The organism is Janibacter sp. GXQ6167 (genome assembly GCF_041365945.1).
Taxonomy (GTDB): domain Bacteria; phylum Actinomycetota; class Actinomycetes; order Actinomycetales; family Dermatophilaceae; genus JBGFSK01.
On sequence record NZ_JBGFSK010000014.1, the window covers coordinates 1 to 17300 of the forward strand.

General features: G+C 70.0%; 15 protein-coding genes. All 15 read left to right on the forward strand.

The window, feature by feature from the left end; all coding sequences use genetic code 11:
• The first annotated feature begins 182 nt into the window (after positions 1–182).
• The gene (locus tag AB8K43_RS14895) at positions 183–548 is read left to right on the forward strand and encodes a hypothetical protein (RefSeq protein ID WP_370895004.1); all 366 of its coding nucleotides are present in this window, start codon (positions 183–185) and stop codon (positions 546–548) included.
• A 5-nt stretch (positions 549–553) separates the two neighbouring features.
• Positions 554–3697: a LysM peptidoglycan-binding domain-containing protein gene (locus tag AB8K43_RS14900; RefSeq protein WP_370895005.1), complete on the forward strand. Its 3144-nt coding sequence runs from the start codon at positions 554–556 to the stop codon at positions 3695–3697.
• The gene (locus tag AB8K43_RS14905; protein ID WP_370895006.1) at positions 3694–4242 is read left to right on the forward strand and encodes a hypothetical protein; all 549 of its coding nucleotides are present in this window, start codon (positions 3694–3696) and stop codon (positions 4240–4242) included. The genes AB8K43_RS14900 and AB8K43_RS14905 overlap by 4 nt, the downstream gene beginning before the upstream one ends.
• Before the next feature lie 380 nt (positions 4243–4622).
• Positions 4623–5078: a hypothetical protein gene (locus AB8K43_RS14910; RefSeq protein ID WP_370895007.1), complete on the forward strand. Its 456-nt coding sequence runs from the start codon at positions 4623–4625 to the stop codon at positions 5076–5078.
• A gap of 303 nt (positions 5079–5381) precedes the next feature.
• Positions 5382–6185: a hypothetical protein gene (locus tag AB8K43_RS14915; protein WP_370895008.1), complete on the forward strand. Its 804-nt coding sequence runs from the start codon at positions 5382–5384 to the stop codon at positions 6183–6185.
• A gap of 51 nt (positions 6186–6236) precedes the next feature.
• Positions 6237–6431 (forward strand): hypothetical protein, encoded by a 195-nt coding sequence (locus tag AB8K43_RS14920; RefSeq protein ID WP_370895009.1) that lies wholly within the window; start codon positions 6237–6239, stop codon positions 6429–6431.
• The gene (locus tag AB8K43_RS14925) at positions 6428–7249 is read left to right on the forward strand and encodes a hypothetical protein (RefSeq protein WP_370895010.1); all 822 of its coding nucleotides are present in this window, start codon (positions 6428–6430) and stop codon (positions 7247–7249) included. Before AB8K43_RS14920 ends, AB8K43_RS14925 begins: the two co-directional genes overlap by 4 nt.
• Positions 7250–7255: 6 nt before the next feature.
• Complete coding sequence (locus AB8K43_RS14930; protein WP_204142063.1) at positions 7256–7552, forward strand: hypothetical protein; 297 nt, start codon at positions 7256–7258, stop codon at positions 7550–7552.
• A gap of 943 nt (positions 7553–8495) precedes the next feature.
• Positions 8496–9992 (forward strand): hypothetical protein, encoded by a 1497-nt coding sequence (locus AB8K43_RS14935; RefSeq protein WP_370895011.1) that lies wholly within the window; start codon positions 8496–8498, stop codon positions 9990–9992.
• A gap of 21 nt (positions 9993–10013) precedes the next feature.
• Entirely contained in the window at positions 10014–11519 is a 1506-nt protein-coding gene (locus tag AB8K43_RS14940) for an SCO6880 family protein (protein ID WP_370895012.1), read from the forward strand.
• Entirely contained in the window at positions 11519–13027 is a 1509-nt protein-coding gene (locus AB8K43_RS14945; protein WP_370895013.1) for an ATP-binding protein, read from the forward strand. Before AB8K43_RS14940 ends, AB8K43_RS14945 begins: the two co-directional genes overlap by 1 nt.
• Positions 13028–13030: 3 nt before the next feature.
• A complete protein-coding gene (locus tag AB8K43_RS14950; RefSeq protein WP_370895014.1) occupies positions 13031–14596 on the forward strand; it encodes a peptidoglycan DD-metalloendopeptidase family protein in 1566 nt (521 codons plus the stop codon).
• Positions 14597–14644: 48 nt separating this feature from the next.
• Complete coding sequence (locus AB8K43_RS14955; protein ID WP_370895015.1) at positions 14645–15097, forward strand: hypothetical protein; 453 nt, start codon at positions 14645–14647, stop codon at positions 15095–15097.
• Complete coding sequence (locus AB8K43_RS14960) at positions 15094–16554, forward strand: type IV secretory system conjugative DNA transfer family protein (protein ID WP_370895016.1); 1461 nt, start codon at positions 15094–15096, stop codon at positions 16552–16554. The genes AB8K43_RS14955 and AB8K43_RS14960 overlap by 4 nt, the downstream gene beginning before the upstream one ends.
• Positions 16555–16556: 2 nt before the next feature.
• Positions 16557–17192, forward strand: a complete 636-nt coding sequence (locus tag AB8K43_RS14965; protein ID WP_370895017.1) for a hypothetical protein — start codon at positions 16557–16559, stop codon at positions 17190–17192.
• The last annotated feature ends 108 nt before the right edge of the window (positions 17193–17300 follow it).

Sequence of the window (17300 nt, forward strand, 5' to 3'; positions counted from 1 at the left end):
AGAACCTCCGGGTTGGAGTGGGCCTTCGACAAGCCACATCCCATTCGGAGGTTCTCGTTCGTTCAAGCAGGCGCGCTGCTACCAACCTGATGGCCGGGTACAACTAGCCCCGTCGACGTGTGGAGGGGACAGTGAGAACGCTTCGAGCCCTCCTGGCCAGGACCGGGGATGACGAGGGGGCGGTGACGGTCTGGATCGCGGTCGTCGCCGCGGGTCTGCTCATCGCCGGAGCTCTGGTCGTCGACGTCGGGGCCAAGGTGCGCACCACCACGCAGACCGACATCGTCGCCAACGAGAGCGCCCGGTGCGCGACCGGGGCCATCGACCCGCGCTCTCGCGCCTCCAGCGCTGATATGGAGAACGCGATCCGGGCCGCGCAGACCTGCCTGACCAACTCCGACGCAACCGGCACGGTCACCGTCACCGGACCGGGCGAGATCACCGTCACCGCGAGGAAGTCCGGGCAAGGGCCGTGGACTGGACGGGGCTGGACGATCACCCGGACCGCCGTCGCCCGGCTCAACATCGGCGTCGAGACAGGAGAGTGAGCGAGATGAACCGCGCTGCGAGCCTGGTCAAGGGCCTGCTGGCCCTGGCCACGATCCTCCTGCTCGTCGTCGGAGCCCCGGCGCTGCTGATGCTCTCGGGGGTGCTGCCCGACCAGCTCCCGACCCTCGAGCAGATCACCGCCGCCCTGACCAGCCGTGACGAGACCGGGCAGGTGCTCGTCGCCGTCCTCATCGTCGCCGCCGCCGTGCTGTGGGCCGCGTTCACCTACTCCGTCCTCGTCGAGGCGGTCGCGGCAGCACGCGGCATCCGCCTCACGGTCCCCAAGGGGCCGGCGGGACGCCCCGCGGCCATACTGGTCGGCGCGGTCATCGCCATGGGCGCGAGCACGATGACTGCTACCGCCGCACCGCCCGCGCAGTCCCTCGTCGTGGCCCAGGAGGCCACCCCGGCCGTCGAGGCAGCCCACGCAGCAGAGGCCAAGACGACCGAGGTTGCCTCGCCCGACCAGGCCGCCGACCGTGGCGTGACCGTCAAGCGCCACGAGACGCTGTGGAGCATCGCGGACAGGGAGCTCGGCGACCCGACGCGATACCGCGAGATCGCCGCCCTCAACGGCTTGTCGCAGCCGTACACGATCACGCCCGGCCAGCAGCTCCTCCTGCCCGGCCACGCACCCACCCCCGTCACGGTCGAAGCAGGAGACACTCTGGCCGAGATCGCCGCCGAGCACGACACCACCTGGATGGCGCTGGCCGAGGCCAATCCGCAGATCACCGATCCCGACCTGATCCACGTGGGAGACACCATCGTCGTCCCCACCCCGCAGACGCAGGGAAAGGGCACCCCGACAACGGGAACGCAGGCAAAGGAGCCCGCGGACGCCGTCCGTGAAGGTGGCGCAGCGATTCACACCGCAGCCGAGCAGGACGCTGCCAGCAGCCGGGGAGAGGCTGTCGGCCCCGAGGCCACCGAGAAGCCGCAGGTCATTCCCGAAGCCGCGCCCACCGCGCCCCCCAGCCCCGTCGCGCCGGCCCCGGCAGAGACCACGAACGAGGACTCGACAGCCGACGTTCCCCTGGAGCAGATCGCTGGCATCGCCGCGTTCGCCGGTGGGGGAGCAGTCTTCGCAGCCGGCACCCTGACCCTCCTTCGTCGCCGCCGCACCGCTCAGCGACGCCACCGACGCCCCGGCCGGGCAGCACCCATCCCCGCCACCGAGCTCGTCCCGATCGAACGAGGCGTGCGCGCCGCCGGGACCGACGCCCTGGCAACTCTCGAATCCATGGACCAAGCGCTGCGTTCCCTCGCAGCAACATGCGCCGACCAGGACCGGCCGTTCCCCCCGGTGGCCGCCGTCGAGCTCGACGGGTCCGAGGTGATCGTCCACCTGAGCGAACCGGCCGACCTGCCGACCCCGTGGACCGGCGAAGCGACACGGTGGGTACACGACAGCCCCGGCACGGACCAGACCGTGCCCGAGGGCGAGCCCCCGCTCCCGGCACTGGTCACCGTCGGCACCGGCCCGCGCGGGCAGGTCTGGCTGCTCAACCTCGAAGAGCTCGGAGCCGTGACGATCACCGGAGACGCGGACAAGAGCGCCGACCTGATCCGGTACATGGCCGCGGAGCTGGCCGTCAACGACTGGTCCCAGACCGTTCGGATGGACCTTGTCGACGTCGCCACCGAGATCGCCGCCATCGACCCAGGACGCATCCACGTCCACGACCAGGCCGCGCACGCCGCCCAGGACCTCACCGCTCACGCCGTCGGCACCATCGACCGCTGCACCGACGAGGGAACCACCGTCGCCGACGCGCGAGCCAACCAGACCGGCGAGGACCTGTGGACCTCCCGTGCCCTGCTCGTGGCCCGCAACGACGACCCCGCCGTGGCCCAGGCCGCGCAGACCGTCGCCACCTCCGTCGGGCGAGCCGGGGCATCCGTGGTCAGCCTCTCTGCGCACGACCCCGAGGACGACCTGGCCACGACCATCGAAGTCACCGCGGACGGGCACCTCTTCATGCCCCGGACCGGGCTGCGGCTGACCGCCTGCGCCCTTCCGATCGACGAAGCGCACGGCATCGTCCAGCTCCTCGACCGGGGACGCGCGCAGCATGACGAGCCGATGCCCCTGGCTGCCCCCAGCGACGCCGACGAGGACTGGCGCTCCATGACCGACGCCTCCGGTGCCCTGCGCGAGGAGTACACCCAGCCCCGTCAGGACCACGACGCCGCCGAGGCATCCAGCAGCCTCCTGCCCCCCAACGAGGATGAGTGGATCGCGCAGACCGCCACCACCGTCGAGGACGTCGAAAGGATCGCCCCGCGCGTCACCGAGTCTGTTCGCCAGGACCTCGAGGACCGTGACCCCGACCTGGACGAGGACCTCGAGCGGTGGCACTCCCCGGACTGCGACCTGCCGCGGCTCTCGCTCCTCGGCCCGGTCACGGCGCGAGTCGGCGGCGACGCGCGAGCCGTGCTCGAAGACTCCCGCGCCTACCTCACCGAGCTCCTGGCATACCTCGCTCTGCGTCCGCAGGGCGCAACCATGGCCGAGGTCCGCGAGGCGTTCGGCATCTCCGACGGTCGCGTCCGGTCAAGCATCAAGTCGCTCCGTGACTGGCTTGGCACCAACCCCCGCAGCGGGAAGCCGCACCTGCCCAACGCCAAGGACTCGCGCGCCGCAAAGATCCGCGGCGTCGGCGTGTACCAAGTCGATGACGTCCTGGTCGACGTCGACCTCTTCCGCCGGCTACGTGCCCGCGGGCAGGCCCGCGGCGAGCACGGGCTCGAGGACCTCAACGCCGCTCTCGCCCTTGTCAAAGGACCGCCCTTCGACCAGCTCCGTGCAGGTGGCTGGTCCTGGCTGGCCGAAGGAGACCGCCCCGACCAGCAGATGGTGTGCGCGGTCACCGACGTCGCGCACATCGTCATCAACCACGCCATCGCCACCAACGACGGCCCCACCGCCCTGGCCACCGCCGAAGCAGTCATGGCGGCAGTCCCGCATGAAGAGATCGCTCGCCTCGACCTCGTCGCCGCGATGAGCGCCACCGGCCACGGAAACACCGCTGGCCAGCTCCGCCAGAGCGTCCTCGAAAGCAGCGACAACACGCTTCCAGTTGATCTGTCCGAACGCACTGACAGGATCGTGCGAGACCGTGAATGGGCCAAGGAGGCCTCATGAGAAACCGACCCGCAGCCGCCGCGCTGCTCCTCGCGACCACCGCCCTGGCCGCCGGCTGCAACAGCAGCGACGAGCCCACACCCCCACCGGGCACCACGATCAGCGCACCCCCGACCGCGCAGTATCTCGAAACATCTGAGCAGACCGTCACGAAGGGCGCTGAGAGAGACCCCAACGATCCCAAGACCAAGCAGGAGGCCTACTCCGAGTCACTCCTGAAGCAGACGGATCCGGTCGAGGCCCAGATGAAGAAGCGTGGCATCACAGTGAAGGGCAGGGATGAGGTGCTGTGGACCAAGCCCGGTGCTTACGAGAAGCCGGATATCGGCGATGAGCAGACCACCGTGGATGCCTGCGTGGTTCGGAACTCACGGTTCATCGACGAGGACGGCAACGACATCACCGCCGATCAGAAGGGCAATCCGCTGGAGAAGGGCACCAAGACCCTCATCCGGTACACCCTGACCACCCCGGACGGCGGCAAGACCTGGCTCATCGACTCGTGGACGGAGAAGGGCGCATGCGACGCACAGCAGCCTTCGTGACGTTGGTTTCCCTGGGGATGGTTGGTGCAACGTCCGCTACTGCGGCAGTGCCGCTCATCTGTACTCCTTCAGGCTGCTTCAAGGAAATCAAGAAGCCGGGGAGCGATGGGACGAAGGGGACGGGAGGGTCGCCTTCGACGCCCCCGAACCGAGGCGGCAGTGGTGCGGGTCCCGCGGCTCCGAAGCCGGTCGTCTTGACGGAGGAGCAGAAGGCTGAGGCCCGGTCACGACAGATGGGGCTGGACTCCGCGTGTGCGGGCGTCTCGTCTCTGACCGGGCAGGTCCCTGCCGCGTGCCGGGTCACGGCCGTGCCTGTCGACGGCGAGAGTGCTCCCAGGCCTGAGACGCCTGGGGAGGCTGCGGTGCGGATCATGGCGAAGGTGGAGATCCCGAAGCCGGCCGCGCCAGAGGGTGGCCCTGCGGGTGTGGCGTTGGCGGATGGTCGCCCCTACACGGCGGTCAACGCGACGACGTGGTTCTGGGTCGATGAGTCCTCGTGGCGGTCCGTGAGCGACCGCGAGAGCGGCGCCGGGATGTGGGTCGAGGTCAACCTCGAGCCGACCAGGCTTCGCCTGAGCCCGGGCGACGGGTCCCCGGACGTGACCTGCTCTGGGCCCGGTCAGGCCTGGACCCAGGGAACCGACCCCTTCGCGGAGGCTCCCGGAGGGTGCCACCACATCTACAAGAGGGCCGGCGACGTCAACGCCACGATCTCGATTGACTGGCACGCGACCTGGACCGCCAGCGGTGGCCAGGCCGGCGACTTCGGCACCGTCACGAGCACGGCTCCGTGGTCCTTCACCGTCGTCGAGGGACAGTCGATCGTCGAGGGATAACCCCCTCTCAGGCTCCGCACGCGGAGCCTGGCGCGACCCGCGAAGGGCGCCTCCTCCCAGCTAGGGAGAAGGCGCCCTTCCCGTGTGCGGGTACTTCCTTGAAGCCTGCTCACGGCTGACTCGCAAGCCCCCGCAAGGGGCGAGTTGGGGAACGCAGGGAACGGGCGCGTTCTCCCCCGATTTTCCGGGGGAGAACGCGCCCGTTCCCGGTGTGAGGGACGGGTCGGCGGTGCTGGGGGAACGCTCCCCGGTACGGCCCATCGAGAACTTCCTTCCGTGTCCACACGACGGAAGGAACTCGAGATGAGCGTCGCCACCCAGCTCGGCCTGAACCACCCCGACAACGAGGTGCTGGCCCTGGCTCGTGACCGGTGGGGAAAGTGGCAGAGCGAGCACCCCGCGCTCCAGGTGGTCGAGGCTCTCGACGACCTTCCGGCCTGGCTGGCCGACCAGCCCGACCGGTGCCGTGCCGACGAGGTTCTCCTGGCACTGGCGGAGCTGTCCTCGCCCGAGGGGTCAGACGACGTGGCCGCCACGGGCGCGTTGACCTGGCTCCTCCTCCCGGGGGCCATCACGGTCGCCGCGAGCCTGGACCCGATCGCTCCCCAGGTCGATGAGCTCCTGGCCGCTGCCCTGTGGGTGGAGGCCCGGACCTTCCCTTGGCAACGCGGCCGGCGGGTAGCCGCGAACATCCTCATGAACGCGCGCAAGTCCGTGATGCGCGATCTCGGGCTGGGTGCCGCCTCGGGAGCCACCTGGGGTCGAAGCACCGTCGTGGATTCCCACGAGATCCAGGACCTGTGCGACCAGCTGCTGCCGGGCGATGCCGGACCCAGCCCTGAGGCCGAGCTGCGGTCGCTGCTCGATTGGGCCTGCCGCCGTGGGGTCATCACCGAGGCGGACCGGGCCCTGCTCGTCGATGTCGCCGAGGCGGCAGATCGGCACGGCGCCGGCGGCGGCCGGGGGAGCGGGGGACTGCTCGGGAACAAGGCCTCCGCCGAGGTCGCCGACGGCCGCGGGGTCTCTGCTCTGACGATCCGCCGGCACACCCGTCGCTGCGTGAGTGCCATACGAGAGGCCCGCGGCGTGGATCGAGTCCCCGCGTGATGAACGCCCACGCACACGTGACCGGCTTTGGGGGACAGCGAGGTGAAGACCGTGACTGATCTGGCAGAGATCGAACGACTGGTGGAGGTAGCCATGAACGAGCACCAGGCACTGCTCGACCTGGGCACCTGCATGGCGAACCTGCGTGCGGTGCAGGAGGCCAAGGCTCAGCTCGAAGAGTTCGACCCGGCGACCGTGCGCCGCGTCCTCGCCCAGCGAGATGCCACCGAGGTGAGGTGCGCGTGAGCACCGCGACCCACCGACCCGTCAGCGTCGAAGAGCTGCAGCGGGCCTTCCAGGCGGTCAAGGCTGGGACCTTCCGCCGAGACACCTCCTCGCACAGCCTCGTGGGGGCCCGTCGAGATTCGGCGAGCACCTGGGAGAGCGACCAGCCGGTCGTGCCGGTCATTTCCTGCTCCGGCGGAGCAGGAGCGACCACGACGGCCCTGGCGATCGCCACCGCCGCCGAGACCAGCCGCGTCACCGAGTGCTGCTCCGTCACCTCATCCGGCCTCTCGGCAGCCCCCACCGCCGAGCTCGGGCAGACGCCCGACGGATGGTCTCGAGGCACGAGAGGCAGCGTGCTCGTCGAGCGAGCCTCTGAGGTCTTCACCAGCCCCGACCAGGTCACCCTCCCGGCAGAACCCCCGGCCGGCTGCGAGCTGACCGTGCTGGACGTCGCCTGGGACCTGTCCGTCGTCCTCTCCTCACCGTCCTGGCTCAGCGACCAGATCCTCTCCGCGCCCGCCGTCGTCGTCGTCAGCCGCGCCACCGTCCCTGCGATGCGCCGTCTGGAAGGCGCTCTGACGCTGCTCGAAGACGGACCCACCGTGATCGCGGCCGTCATCGGCCCGCGCCGGAAGAAGTGGCCGCGGGTCCTCCAGGCCTCCATGGGCGCCCTCACACGCCGCCTCGACGCCGACGGGCTGCTCGTCGACCTCCCGCACGACGCAGACCTCGCCCTGAACGGTCTGACCGGCCGTGCGATCCCGACACCGCTGATCAGTGCGGCGTCCCACCTGCTCCGGCTCACAGGAGCCGGGAATACCACCACGAAGGGGTAGCAACCAATGAAGTCCGCAATCGCCACCAAGGTCCTGTCCATGCCGACGGTCTGCCCGGTCGCCCCGCCCGGGGCGCAGGCACACGCCGACCAGCTCATGGGCTACGTGCTGTGGGGAATGGGCCTGCTGTTCATCCTCGGCCTCATCATCGGCGTCGGTGCCGTGGTCGCCGGTCGCGTCTTCGCGATGCCCCACGCGAGCAAGGCCGGCGTCGTCTCCCTCGTCGTCGTCTTCGTCGCGGTGATCGGCTACCTCATCCTTCCGGGGATCCTCGAGTCGATGACCGGGTCTGGCTGCGTCTGATGGCTGGGGGAGCAGAGACCAACGCCCAGGCCTGGAGCCGGCGGCGACTGCTGGCCGTCCTGGCCGGCGGCGTTGCTGCTGCTCTCCTGATCCTGGCCGGCCTGGGGTTCGCGGTTCACTACGCCCTCCAGCCCGCTGACGCGGCGGGAGACGACATCGACCCGTCCGCCCCTGTGGCCTCCGCGCGAGGAGAGGAGCACCGCGACCAGATCGCGGCCGCGCCCATGGTCCAGGCCGCCCCGGAGGACGCGCGAGAGGGAGAGCCCTCGACCACGCCCGGAGAGAGCATGACTGTGCCCGCGCCGACGAAGGCCGGACCCGCGGAGATCCCGACAGGGTTCCCCAAGACGCCCGCGGGTGCCGTCGGTCAGCTCTCGACGATCGTGACCGCCGTCTTGCAGGGAATGTCCATCGACCACACCCATGTGGTGCACCAGCAGTGGTCCATGCCGGGGGCGCCCCCGGCATCGCAGTGGCGCATGACGAAGAACGTCGCGGCCTTCCTGTCCAGCTCTGGCCAGCAGGGTCAGGCCAAGGCGCCCACGGTCTCGGTGACGGCACGACCCCTGGCTGGCCAGGTCAAGGGAACCGACGGCCCCGATTGGGTCCTGGCCTGCGTCCTGGTCGATGTGCAGGCCGTGGTCGCCACGCAGTCCCGCATCGCCTACGGACACTGCGAACGCANACCCCTGGCTGGCCAGGTCAAGGGAACCGACGGCCCCGATTGGGTCCTGGCCTGCGTCCTGGTCGATGTGCAGGCCGTGGTCGCCACGCAGTCCCGCATCGCCTACGGACACTGCGAACGCATGCAGTGGGCGCAGGACCGCTGGATGATCGCGCCCGGCCCCGAGCCGGCCCCGGCTCCCTCCACCTGGCCCGGCACCGATCTGGCCCACGAGGCCGGATGGCGTACCTGGATCGACGATCAGGAGGGCGCTGAGCCATGATCCCGCTGCCCAACCCCTTCGACTACCTCGGCACCGCCGCGGGCAAGGTCGCAGCCGACGCCTGGACGGCAGCCTGCCTGGGCATCTTCAACGCCGGCATGTGGCTGCTCAAGGTCGCCCTGAGCATCGTCGACTTCTTCACCACGCCTGACATCAGCGAGGGCGGGCCGGGCCGAGAGGTCTACGAGAGCACCTTCTGGATCGCCGTCACGCTCATGCTCATCCTCACCCTGGCCCAGCTCGGGATCTCGGCCTTCCGGCGCGACGGGAAGAACTTCGCGCAGGTCCTCATCGGCACGGGGCAGTTCCTCATGATCTGGGTCGGATGGCTCGCCTACGGCGCGACCGTCATCGCCGCCTGCGGCGGCCTGACCAAGGCCTTGATGCACCGCCTACTGCACATCAACAAGTGGGTGCAGTTCGAGCCGCTGGGCACCCAGCTCTCACCCAAGGACGTCACCGACGGGACGATCGCCACGGTGCTGGCCATCCTCGGGCTGATGATGATCCTCGCGGCGATCGGTCACATCCTGGTCATGCTCACCAGGGCTGGGGCGCTGATCATCCTTGCTGCCACCACCCCGATCTCAGCGGCAGGTCTGAGCACGGAGTTCGGCCGCAGCTGGTTCTGGAAGTCCTTCCGGTGGTTCCACGCTGCCGCGCTGACGCCGGTACTGATGGTGCTGGTCCTGGGCATCGGGGTCCAGCTCACCGCTGGAGCCACAACGGGACTGACCGACGACCTTCAGAAGTCCATCGGGACCGCCATCCCCGGTGTACTGCTCATCCTCATGGCGTGCTTCTGCCCGCTGGCCCTCTTCAAGCTCCTGGCCTTCACCGATCCCGGCACCACCTCCGGGGCAGCCATGCGAGCAGGCATGGCCGCACAGGGCGGGATCGGTGGCCTCCTCGGCGGCAGCAAGTCCGGGAGCACCACCTCGGCAGCAGCAGCCAGCGACGGCCAGGGCCGCTCCCAGGGCGAGTCCTCCGCAGAGGACGCGACCGCGGGACGTTTCAGCAGCAGCAGCAGCGGCGACAGCGGCAGCAGCGGCGGCGACAGCGGCAGCAGCGGCGGCAGTGGCGGCGACAGCGGCGGAGGACCCACTGGCCTCTTGGGCAAGATCGGCGCGGCAGCGGGCCCCGTCGGTCAGGCCGCAGCGACCGGGCTGGGTTTCGCAAGCAACCTCGGAAACAAGGCCGCGACCATCGGTGCCGACCTGTCCAACCAGATGGGCGTCGGGCACAACCAGTACGTCCCCGACTTCAGCTCGCCCGCACGGCGGGCCGGCGGCTCCTCGAAGGAGGACGGCAACCCCGCCGTCAACGGCTCCGGTCCTTCCTCGCCGGACGCCGACCAGGGACAGAGCGGCTCGCCGACACCCCCGATGCCCACGCCCCCTGCACCTTCGATGCCGTCAGCGGCACCCACGACCGGTGGGGGCGGTGGAGCCGCTGCCGCAGGTGGGGGCGCGACCCCGCCCCCCGTGGTCTAAGACAGATAAGGAACCCACGACATGGCCACCATCTACTCGGACTACTCACGAGCTCGTCTGGGCTTCATCTTCGGCTTCTCCGGCTGGCAGGTGAGCGTGGTCGCGCTGACCTTCCTGCCCATCGCGGGAGCGGTCAGTGTCGGCGCGTGGCCTTCGGTCGCCCTGTTCGGCGTCCTCTGGCTGGCCATCAGCGCGCTGACCCTGACCCCCGTGCGGGGGCGGTCCGCGGTGGGCTGGCTGCACGCCGCACTGACCTTCGCGTTCGGTGGGCTGACCGGCTGGACGAGCTTCCGCGCGAAGGCGACGAGCGGCAAGACCGACAACCTCGACGAACCGGACCTGCCGGGGGTGCTCCAAGGGGTGACGATCCACGACGGCCCGCCCCAGGGCGCGACGTTCTCTCGGATCGCCATCATCCAGGACCACCGTGCCCGTACCTGGGCGTTGACCGCAGCCATCGTTCACCCCGGCATCGGGCTCTCCGAGGCCGAGGTCAGAGAGCGTCACGGCCATGGGCTGAGCGAGCTGATCGACCTCGCAGCCCGCACCGAGATGATCGACGAGATCCTCTTCCTGGTTCGGACCGTCCCCGAGGACGGTGCCGAACGCAACCAGTGGATCGCCCGGCACCGCCGAGCAGACGGACCCTCCGTCGCCCGCAGGATCAACGACGAGATCCAGGCCAACCTCACCCGGGCCAGCGTGCGCAGCGAGGCCTTCGTGACCTTCGTCGTCCCCGAGGGCCGGCTCGCCCGAGACGCCAAGGAGTCCGGCGGTGGCCTCGACGGCCGGGCCAGGGTGCTCTACAGCCTCGCGGGCGAGCTCGAGGCCCAGCTGCGCGGAGGCATGGGCATGACGAGCGTGAACTGGCTGACCAGCCCGGAGCTGGCGCTGGCCTGCCGCACAGGGTTCGCGCCGGGGGACCGGGCCACGATCATCGACGCCCTGGCCGAGAAGGAGTTGGACCCGGAGGTCAACGCCGAGGTCCCGTGGGCCATGGCCGGCCCCTCCGGCGCCGACCCTGTCGCCCGGCACTACAGCCACGACGCCTGGAACTCGATCTCCTCGACGATCAAGCTCCCCGCCAAGGGGGCGTTGATGGGCTCCCTGGCGGGTGTCCTGACGCCCACCGAGCCCGGAGAGCGCCGCAGCTTCACGGTCGCCTACCCGATCCTGTCCCAGGCAGCAGCCCAGCGGCAGAGTGCCACCAGCGAGTGGGCAGCCGACATCGGTGAGGAGCTGAACAACCGGGCCCGGCGCAAGCAGCGGGCCAGCTCCCGCGCCGAGGCCGAGAAGGTCCGCGGACTCGACGCCAAGATCGCCCGAGGCAACGCACTGACCCGGCCCTACGCGGTCTGCACCGTCACCGTGCCCAAGACCCAACGAGTGGCCGCTTTCGGCCGCAACCTCGACGCCTCGATCCGTCGCGCCGGGTTCGCCCCCCTTCGTCTCGACCTCGCCCAGGACGTGGCCTTCGCCGCCACCAACGTCCCCCTGGGCGTCTCCCTGACCCGAAAGGCCAACTGATGAGCAGCAAGGCCCACGGCCGCGACATGTCCCGCCTCCTGGCCGACTTCGGCCACGACCTTCCCGCGGTGCCCGCGTCACCGGAAGCGATCAAGGAGGGCCCGCTCTTCCACCACGCCCCCCGGCGCGGGGCACGCGCCCGCGGACGCGGATGGGCGCCAGCCTCGGCGCCAGTCTCGACGTGGCGGATGACCTCAGACCAGGCCCCCGTGTACTGGCCATTCATCTCCAGCCCTGGTCTGCCCCCGACCGGGGCGCAGATGGGCATCGACGTCCTCTCCGGTGGCTCGTTCTTCGCCGACCCGCTGGGGTGGGTCCTCAACGACGAGATCTCGGTGACCAACCCGAACATCTTCAGCTTCGGCAAGCCCGGCCGCGGCAAGTCCGCGACGACCAAGGCTTTCTGCCTGCGGATGATGGACTTTGGCTACCGGGTCCTGGTGATCGGCGACCCCAAGGACGAGTACGAGGCCCTGTGCCGCTTCTTCGGCGTCGAGCCCTTCGTCATCGGCCAAGGGCTGTCCACCCGGATCAACCCCCTCTCGTTCGGGCCGCTGCTCAGCGATTGGGAGAACCTGCCCGCCGACCAGGCGCAGGCCCGTGCCGCGATCGTCTTCGCGCGCTGGCTGACGCTGGTCCGGGGTCTGGTCGGCTCCCAGCGCATCGGAGAGCGGCACGTCCCCTTCGGTCCCACCGAGGAGACCGTCGTGCAGGCCGCGCTGGGCTATCTGACCGGCTACTCCAAGGGCAGCTCGCGGCTGCGCGAGACAACCATCCCCGAGCTGTGGGCCGCGCTGAACGACCCCACCGACGAGCTGATCCGGGACTGCCGGTACTCCGGCGAGCGTCAGTTCCTCGACGACACCCGGCTCCTGCGCGACGCGCTGGCTCAGCTGGTCAAGGGAGCGCTGGCCGGCCTCTTCGACGACCACACCACCATCGACGTCGACTGGTCCGCTCCGATCCAGTCCCTGAGCCTGTCCCGGCTCGAACCCCTGGGTGATGAGGCCGTCGGGGTCGCCCTGACCTGCCTCAACTCCTGGGGCAGGGGCATGCGCGAGACGAGCGCACCGGGCGATGTGCGCATCGTCGTGCGCGACGAGTCGTGGAAGCAGCTGCGGCTCGGGCCCGAGGCGGTCAAGTCCTTCGACGCCGACCTACGCCTCTCTCGCAGCAGCGGCGACATCCAGTTCGCGGTGGCGCACAAGCCCTCCGACATGCTCAGCGCCGGAGACACCGGCTCCCAGGCGGTGGCGATCGCCAAGGACCTCCTGCACCTGGCCGACATCAAGATCCTCCACGGGCAGGACCTCGGCGTCGCGGAGGAGCTGGAGAAGATGCTCGGCCTGGGCCCGCTCTCGCGCGACGTCGTCACCCGATGGGCCATGCAGGGCAAGGGCCGGGCGCTGTGGTGCGTCGGTGACCAGAACTACAAGGTGCAGACGGTCCTGCACCCCGTCGAGCAGGACCTGACGTACACCAACGAGGCCATCAAGGGCGCCGCCTGAGCCATGAAGAAGGTCGCTCTCCTCCTTGTGCCGCTGATGGTCTTCGTGGGCGTACCCCTGGGGTTGATGCTCATGGTCGCCGCGGTCAGCGCGCCCGCGGCCGCCGAGGAGCTGCGGGCCGTCGAGTGCGAAGGGGCCATCCCGGCCACGGGGCAGTGGCGGCCACCGTTCCAGCAGGCCTACGCGGTCAGCGCCCGCGGGTTCGGCAACGAGTTCCACCCGATCTACCAGCAGTGGCGGATGCACTCCGGGCAAGACCTGGTCTCCCTGCCCGGCCCCGGCCCGGTGGTCTCTGTCGGTGACGGGAGAGTCGCGTTCTCAGGGGTCATGGGCGGCTACGGCAACGTCGTCGACGTCGAGCACGCCGCAGGGGTCGTCAGCCGGTACGCGCACCTGGCCAACCTCGACGTCACCAAGGGCCAGGCCGTCGCGGCGGGCACCCGGCTCGGGATGGAAGGGACCACCGGGACCAGCACCGGCAACCACCTCCACTTCGAGATCCGCGTCAACGGCTCGCCCGTCGACCCGGCGGCCTGGATGCTCGAGCGGGGCGCACCGCTGAACGGCAAGGCCGTCGCACCGAGCACCGCGACCAGCGCCGAGGCGGTGCCCGCGGGAGTTGCCGAGGGAGGCGTGGCCCCCTTCGACCTCCCAGCCCCCGGCACGCCACGACAGGCGTCCCTGCACAACAAGCCGCAGAGCATCCCGGCCAGCATCAAGACGCTCTACGTCGCGGCCGCCAAGCGGTACAAGATCCCCTGGACCCTGCTCGCCGGGATCGGGATGGAAGAGACCAACCACGGACGCAACACCGCCTCCTCCTCGGCCGGCGCCCAGGGGCTCATGCAGTTCATGCCAGCCACCTTCGCCTCCATGGGCGTCGACGGAGACGGCGACGGCCGCGCCGACATCCACAACGACGCCGACAGCGTCTTCTCAGCCGCGAACTACCTCGTGAAGTCCGGCGTGACAGGCGGCGAGGCCGGGGTGCGCGAGGCGCTGTGGGCCTACAACCACGCCGACTGGTACGTCAACGACGTCCTCTACTACGCCCAGGCCTACGGCGGTGGTCAGGTGCTCGGGGGAGGGCAGAGCTGCACCGTGACCGGCGAGGGAAACCCCGACCTGCCGCCGCTCTCCGACTCGCGCACCCAGCAGGTCCTGACCTGGGCGGCCAGCCAGGACGGAGACTCCTACCGCATGGGAGCCAACGGCCCCGACGCCTGGGACTGCTCCTCCTTCACCCAGGCTACGTTCGCCCGGATCGGCGTGAGCATGCCCAGAACCGCGCAGGACCAGCGGGACTGGCTCGCTAAGGGCAACGGCTACCGAGTCCAGCCAGGGCAGGAAAGGCCCGGCGATCTGATCTTCTACGACTCCTACCGAGGGCCCTCGCTGATCGGACACGTCGCGGTCGTGTGGGACCCGGCCAAGCAGACCACCGTCGAGGCCAGCTCGTCCTCCCGCGGAGTCGGGCACTTCTCCTACGCCGGCAAGGCCGAGACCAAGGCCCTCTTCGAGATTTGGCGCGTCGGCAACGTCTCCGACAAGCCCACCACCAAGGCCTGAACGCTCACCGCCGACCTCGCGGCTTTCGGAGGTGGAAGGGAGAGACGCATGCAGCGTTCACGACGCACCAACCCGTACCCGTTCACCTGGGAGATCCCCGTCGGGATCGTCCTGGGTGTCCTGCTCCTGCTGCTGCTCGGCGTCCACGCCGGGCGCGCCCTGGCCAACCTTGTCGCCGGGGCAGGCCTTACCCTCACTCCCCGTGAGGCGCTCCTGACCGGGGTCCCCGCGCTCCTGGCGGGCGATGCCGCGGCAGGGCTCCAGCCGCGCCCAGGGCGCGTGGCCGGCGCAGCGCTGCTGTGGCTGTGCACCTTCGTCGTCCAGACCCTCAACCTGCTGCTCATCGGGTGGGGGTCGCGCATCGCGTGGCAGCGCTGGGGACCGGGCCGTGTCGAAGGGGTCGCCACCCGAGGCGAGCTCGACCAGCTCCTGGGCCTTGGGCGGCTGCGCAAGGTCGCCCCCGTCGTGCGACCTGACCTCTACGGAAAGGCAGACAGATGAGGAAGTTCGACCCCCGCGCCGTCGGATGGAACCTCGGCACCGGCGAGCACCCACGCCGCGGGCAGCTCTGGGTCCCCTGGGACCGTACCGCCGGGGTGATCGGACCCCAGGGCTGCGGTAAGACCCTCGACGCCCTGGTCCCGGCCCTGCTCGGCGCGCCCGGCGCGGCTCTGGTGACCCTGACCAAGGTCGACGACCTGCTGCTGACGTTCACCGCCCGATCGCAGGACGAGCGGCCCTGCGTCGTGCTCGACCCCTTCGGCCTGGCCGAAGGACTGCCCGAGCTCGTGTGGGATCCGATCGAGGGCTGCGTGGACTCGATGGTCGCCGAGCGTCGCGCCAAGGCCTTCACCGCGGGCACCATCAAGGGCGCCCAGGAAGGTGGTCACGAGGACTCGGCCGCGCGCTTCTACGCCGCGGAGGCCGCCAAGGTGCTCCAGGCCTACTTCCACGCGGCCGCACTGACCGGCCGCACTCTCGAGGACGTCCTGCGGTGGGTGGCCAACCCCCTCAGCTCCACCGAGCCAGCCGAGATTCTGCGCGAGCACCCGCACGCGGCCCCCTTCTGGCACGGGCTCCTCCACGGATCCCTCAACGGCGACGACCGAACCGCAGGCAACACCGTCACCAGCGTCCAGCAGGCCATGAGCCTCTTCTTCCAGGAGCCGATCCGGAAACGCTGCGTGCCCGGACCCGGCCGGGCCGCGACCGACATCGCCGAGGTCATCCGTCGCGGGGGCACGATCTACCTCCTCGGACGAGAGGACCCGTACGCCTCGGCCTCACCGCTGATGACCGCTGTCACCGAGCACGTCCTCGACACCGCCCTGGCCGCAGCGAACAACTCGCCCTGGGGCCGGCTCTGCCCCCCGATGCTCGCCTGCCTCGACGAGCTCCCCTCCACCGCGCCCTTGCCGACCCTGCGCACCCGCATGGCCAACGAGCGAGCACTCGGTCTCTCCTTCATCTGGGCCGCGCAGACCCGCTCCCAGCTGACCTCGATCTTCGGAGAGCAAGGAGCCGGCGCGCTGATCCAGCTCACCAACAACCTCGTCGTCTTTGGCGGCAGCAAGGACAAGAACTTCAACCAGGAGATCTCCGACCTCCTGGGCAACACGCGCGTCTCCCGCAAGAACTGGCAGACCGGAAAGACGGACGGACGGACCTACTCCGGGGAAGACATCCCCATCCTCACTGGGGCCGAGCTGCGCCAGCTCAAGGAACGCACTGCGCTGGTCATCGCCGAGAACAGCAAGGCGATCATCGCCCGGCTGCACCGCAGCATCGACGGCAAGGCAGGCAAAGCCCTCCTTGCGGAGCAGAAGAACCTGCGCGACCACCTCGCCGCCGGGCGGCGCATGGTCGTCACCCCCGAGGCCCGCGCCACCGCCGCGCTCGTGCACGCAAGACGCCACGGACTCACCCCCGACGCGCCCACCGGGCACGAGTGGAACTAACCATGACCGACCCCAGCCGCCAACCCCCTTCGCCCTCCCAGCTCGTCCTGGACTTCCCCGATCCAGGCCAACGGATCGAGCACGCATACCGTGAACTCCACCTGGCCCAGCACGGGACCGCAGAGCAGAAGGCAGTCCTCGGCTCGCTCGAAGCCCTGCCCCGACCCTGGGACCCCGCCAGCGTCAAGGAACCCCGCCAACGGCGAGAACTGTGGGCCTGGCTGGAGGCGTTCGTGTCCTGGCTCAACCACGAGCACTCCTGGGACGTCGGAGCCGTGATCCCGCTCTGCTGGCCCCTCCACCCCCACCTTGTCCACGAGATCGCCGTCCTGGCCGACCAACGCAGACGAGCCGGCAAAGCCCTGACCAGCGACGCGCTCGAGGAGTGGCACCGCTACGCCCTGCCAGCCTTCGTCGACCGCATGAAACTCCGACTCAAGAGCCACTGCGAAGAACGCCACCAGGAATGGCCCGGCCGTGCCCGCCACACCAGGCACGTCAGCGATGAGCAGCGCCACCGACGAGAACGGCTCTACCTCCAAGACGAAGCCACCCGCAGGTCCACAGGCCCAGAGCCGCCCAGCACCGGGCCACGACTCCAGCTCGTCGACCGCGAGACCGGAGAGGTCCACGACTAAACGGCTTTGACCAGTCGCCTCCATGGCGTCACGGTTCAGCATTCTCCAGACCCCTAGATCGCCTCCTGATCCCCCGGCTGCCACGGTCGAGAGATGCGGTAGCGAGCA

Excerpts from the sequence above, each read along its gene's own strand:
- AB8K43_RS14900 (WP_370895005.1), top strand. The coding sequence starts at position 554 with ATGAACCGCGCTGCGAGCCTGGTCAAGGGCCTGCTGGCCCTGGCCACG.
- AB8K43_RS14905 (WP_370895006.1), top strand. The coding sequence starts at position 3,694 with ATGAGAAACCGACCCGCAGCCGCCGCGCTGCTCCTCGCGACCACCGCC.
- AB8K43_RS14915 (WP_370895008.1), top strand. The coding sequence starts at position 5,382 with ATGAGCGTCGCCACCCAGCTCGGCCTGAACCACCCCGACAACGAGGTG.
- AB8K43_RS14930 (WP_204142063.1), top strand. The coding sequence starts at position 7,256 with ATGAAGTCCGCAATCGCCACCAAGGTCCTGTCCATGCCGACGGTCTGC.
- AB8K43_RS14935 (WP_370895011.1), top strand. The coding sequence starts at position 8,496 with ATGATCCCGCTGCCCAACCCCTTCGACTACCTCGGCACCGCCGCGGGC.
- AB8K43_RS14940 (WP_370895012.1), top strand. The coding sequence starts at position 10,014 with ATGGCCACCATCTACTCGGACTACTCACGAGCTCGTCTGGGCTTCATC.
- AB8K43_RS14945 (WP_370895013.1), top strand. The coding sequence starts at position 11,519 with ATGAGCAGCAAGGCCCACGGCCGCGACATGTCCCGCCTCCTGGCCGAC.
- AB8K43_RS14950 (WP_370895014.1), top strand. The coding sequence starts at position 13,031 with ATGAAGAAGGTCGCTCTCCTCCTTGTGCCGCTGATGGTCTTCGTGGGC.
- AB8K43_RS14955 (WP_370895015.1), top strand. The coding sequence starts at position 14,645 with ATGCAGCGTTCACGACGCACCAACCCGTACCCGTTCACCTGGGAGATC.
- AB8K43_RS14960 (WP_370895016.1), top strand. The coding sequence starts at position 15,094 with ATGAGGAAGTTCGACCCCCGCGCCGTCGGATGGAACCTCGGCACCGGC.
- AB8K43_RS14965 (WP_370895017.1), top strand. The coding sequence starts at position 16,557 with ATGACCGACCCCAGCCGCCAACCCCCTTCGCCCTCCCAGCTCGTCCTG.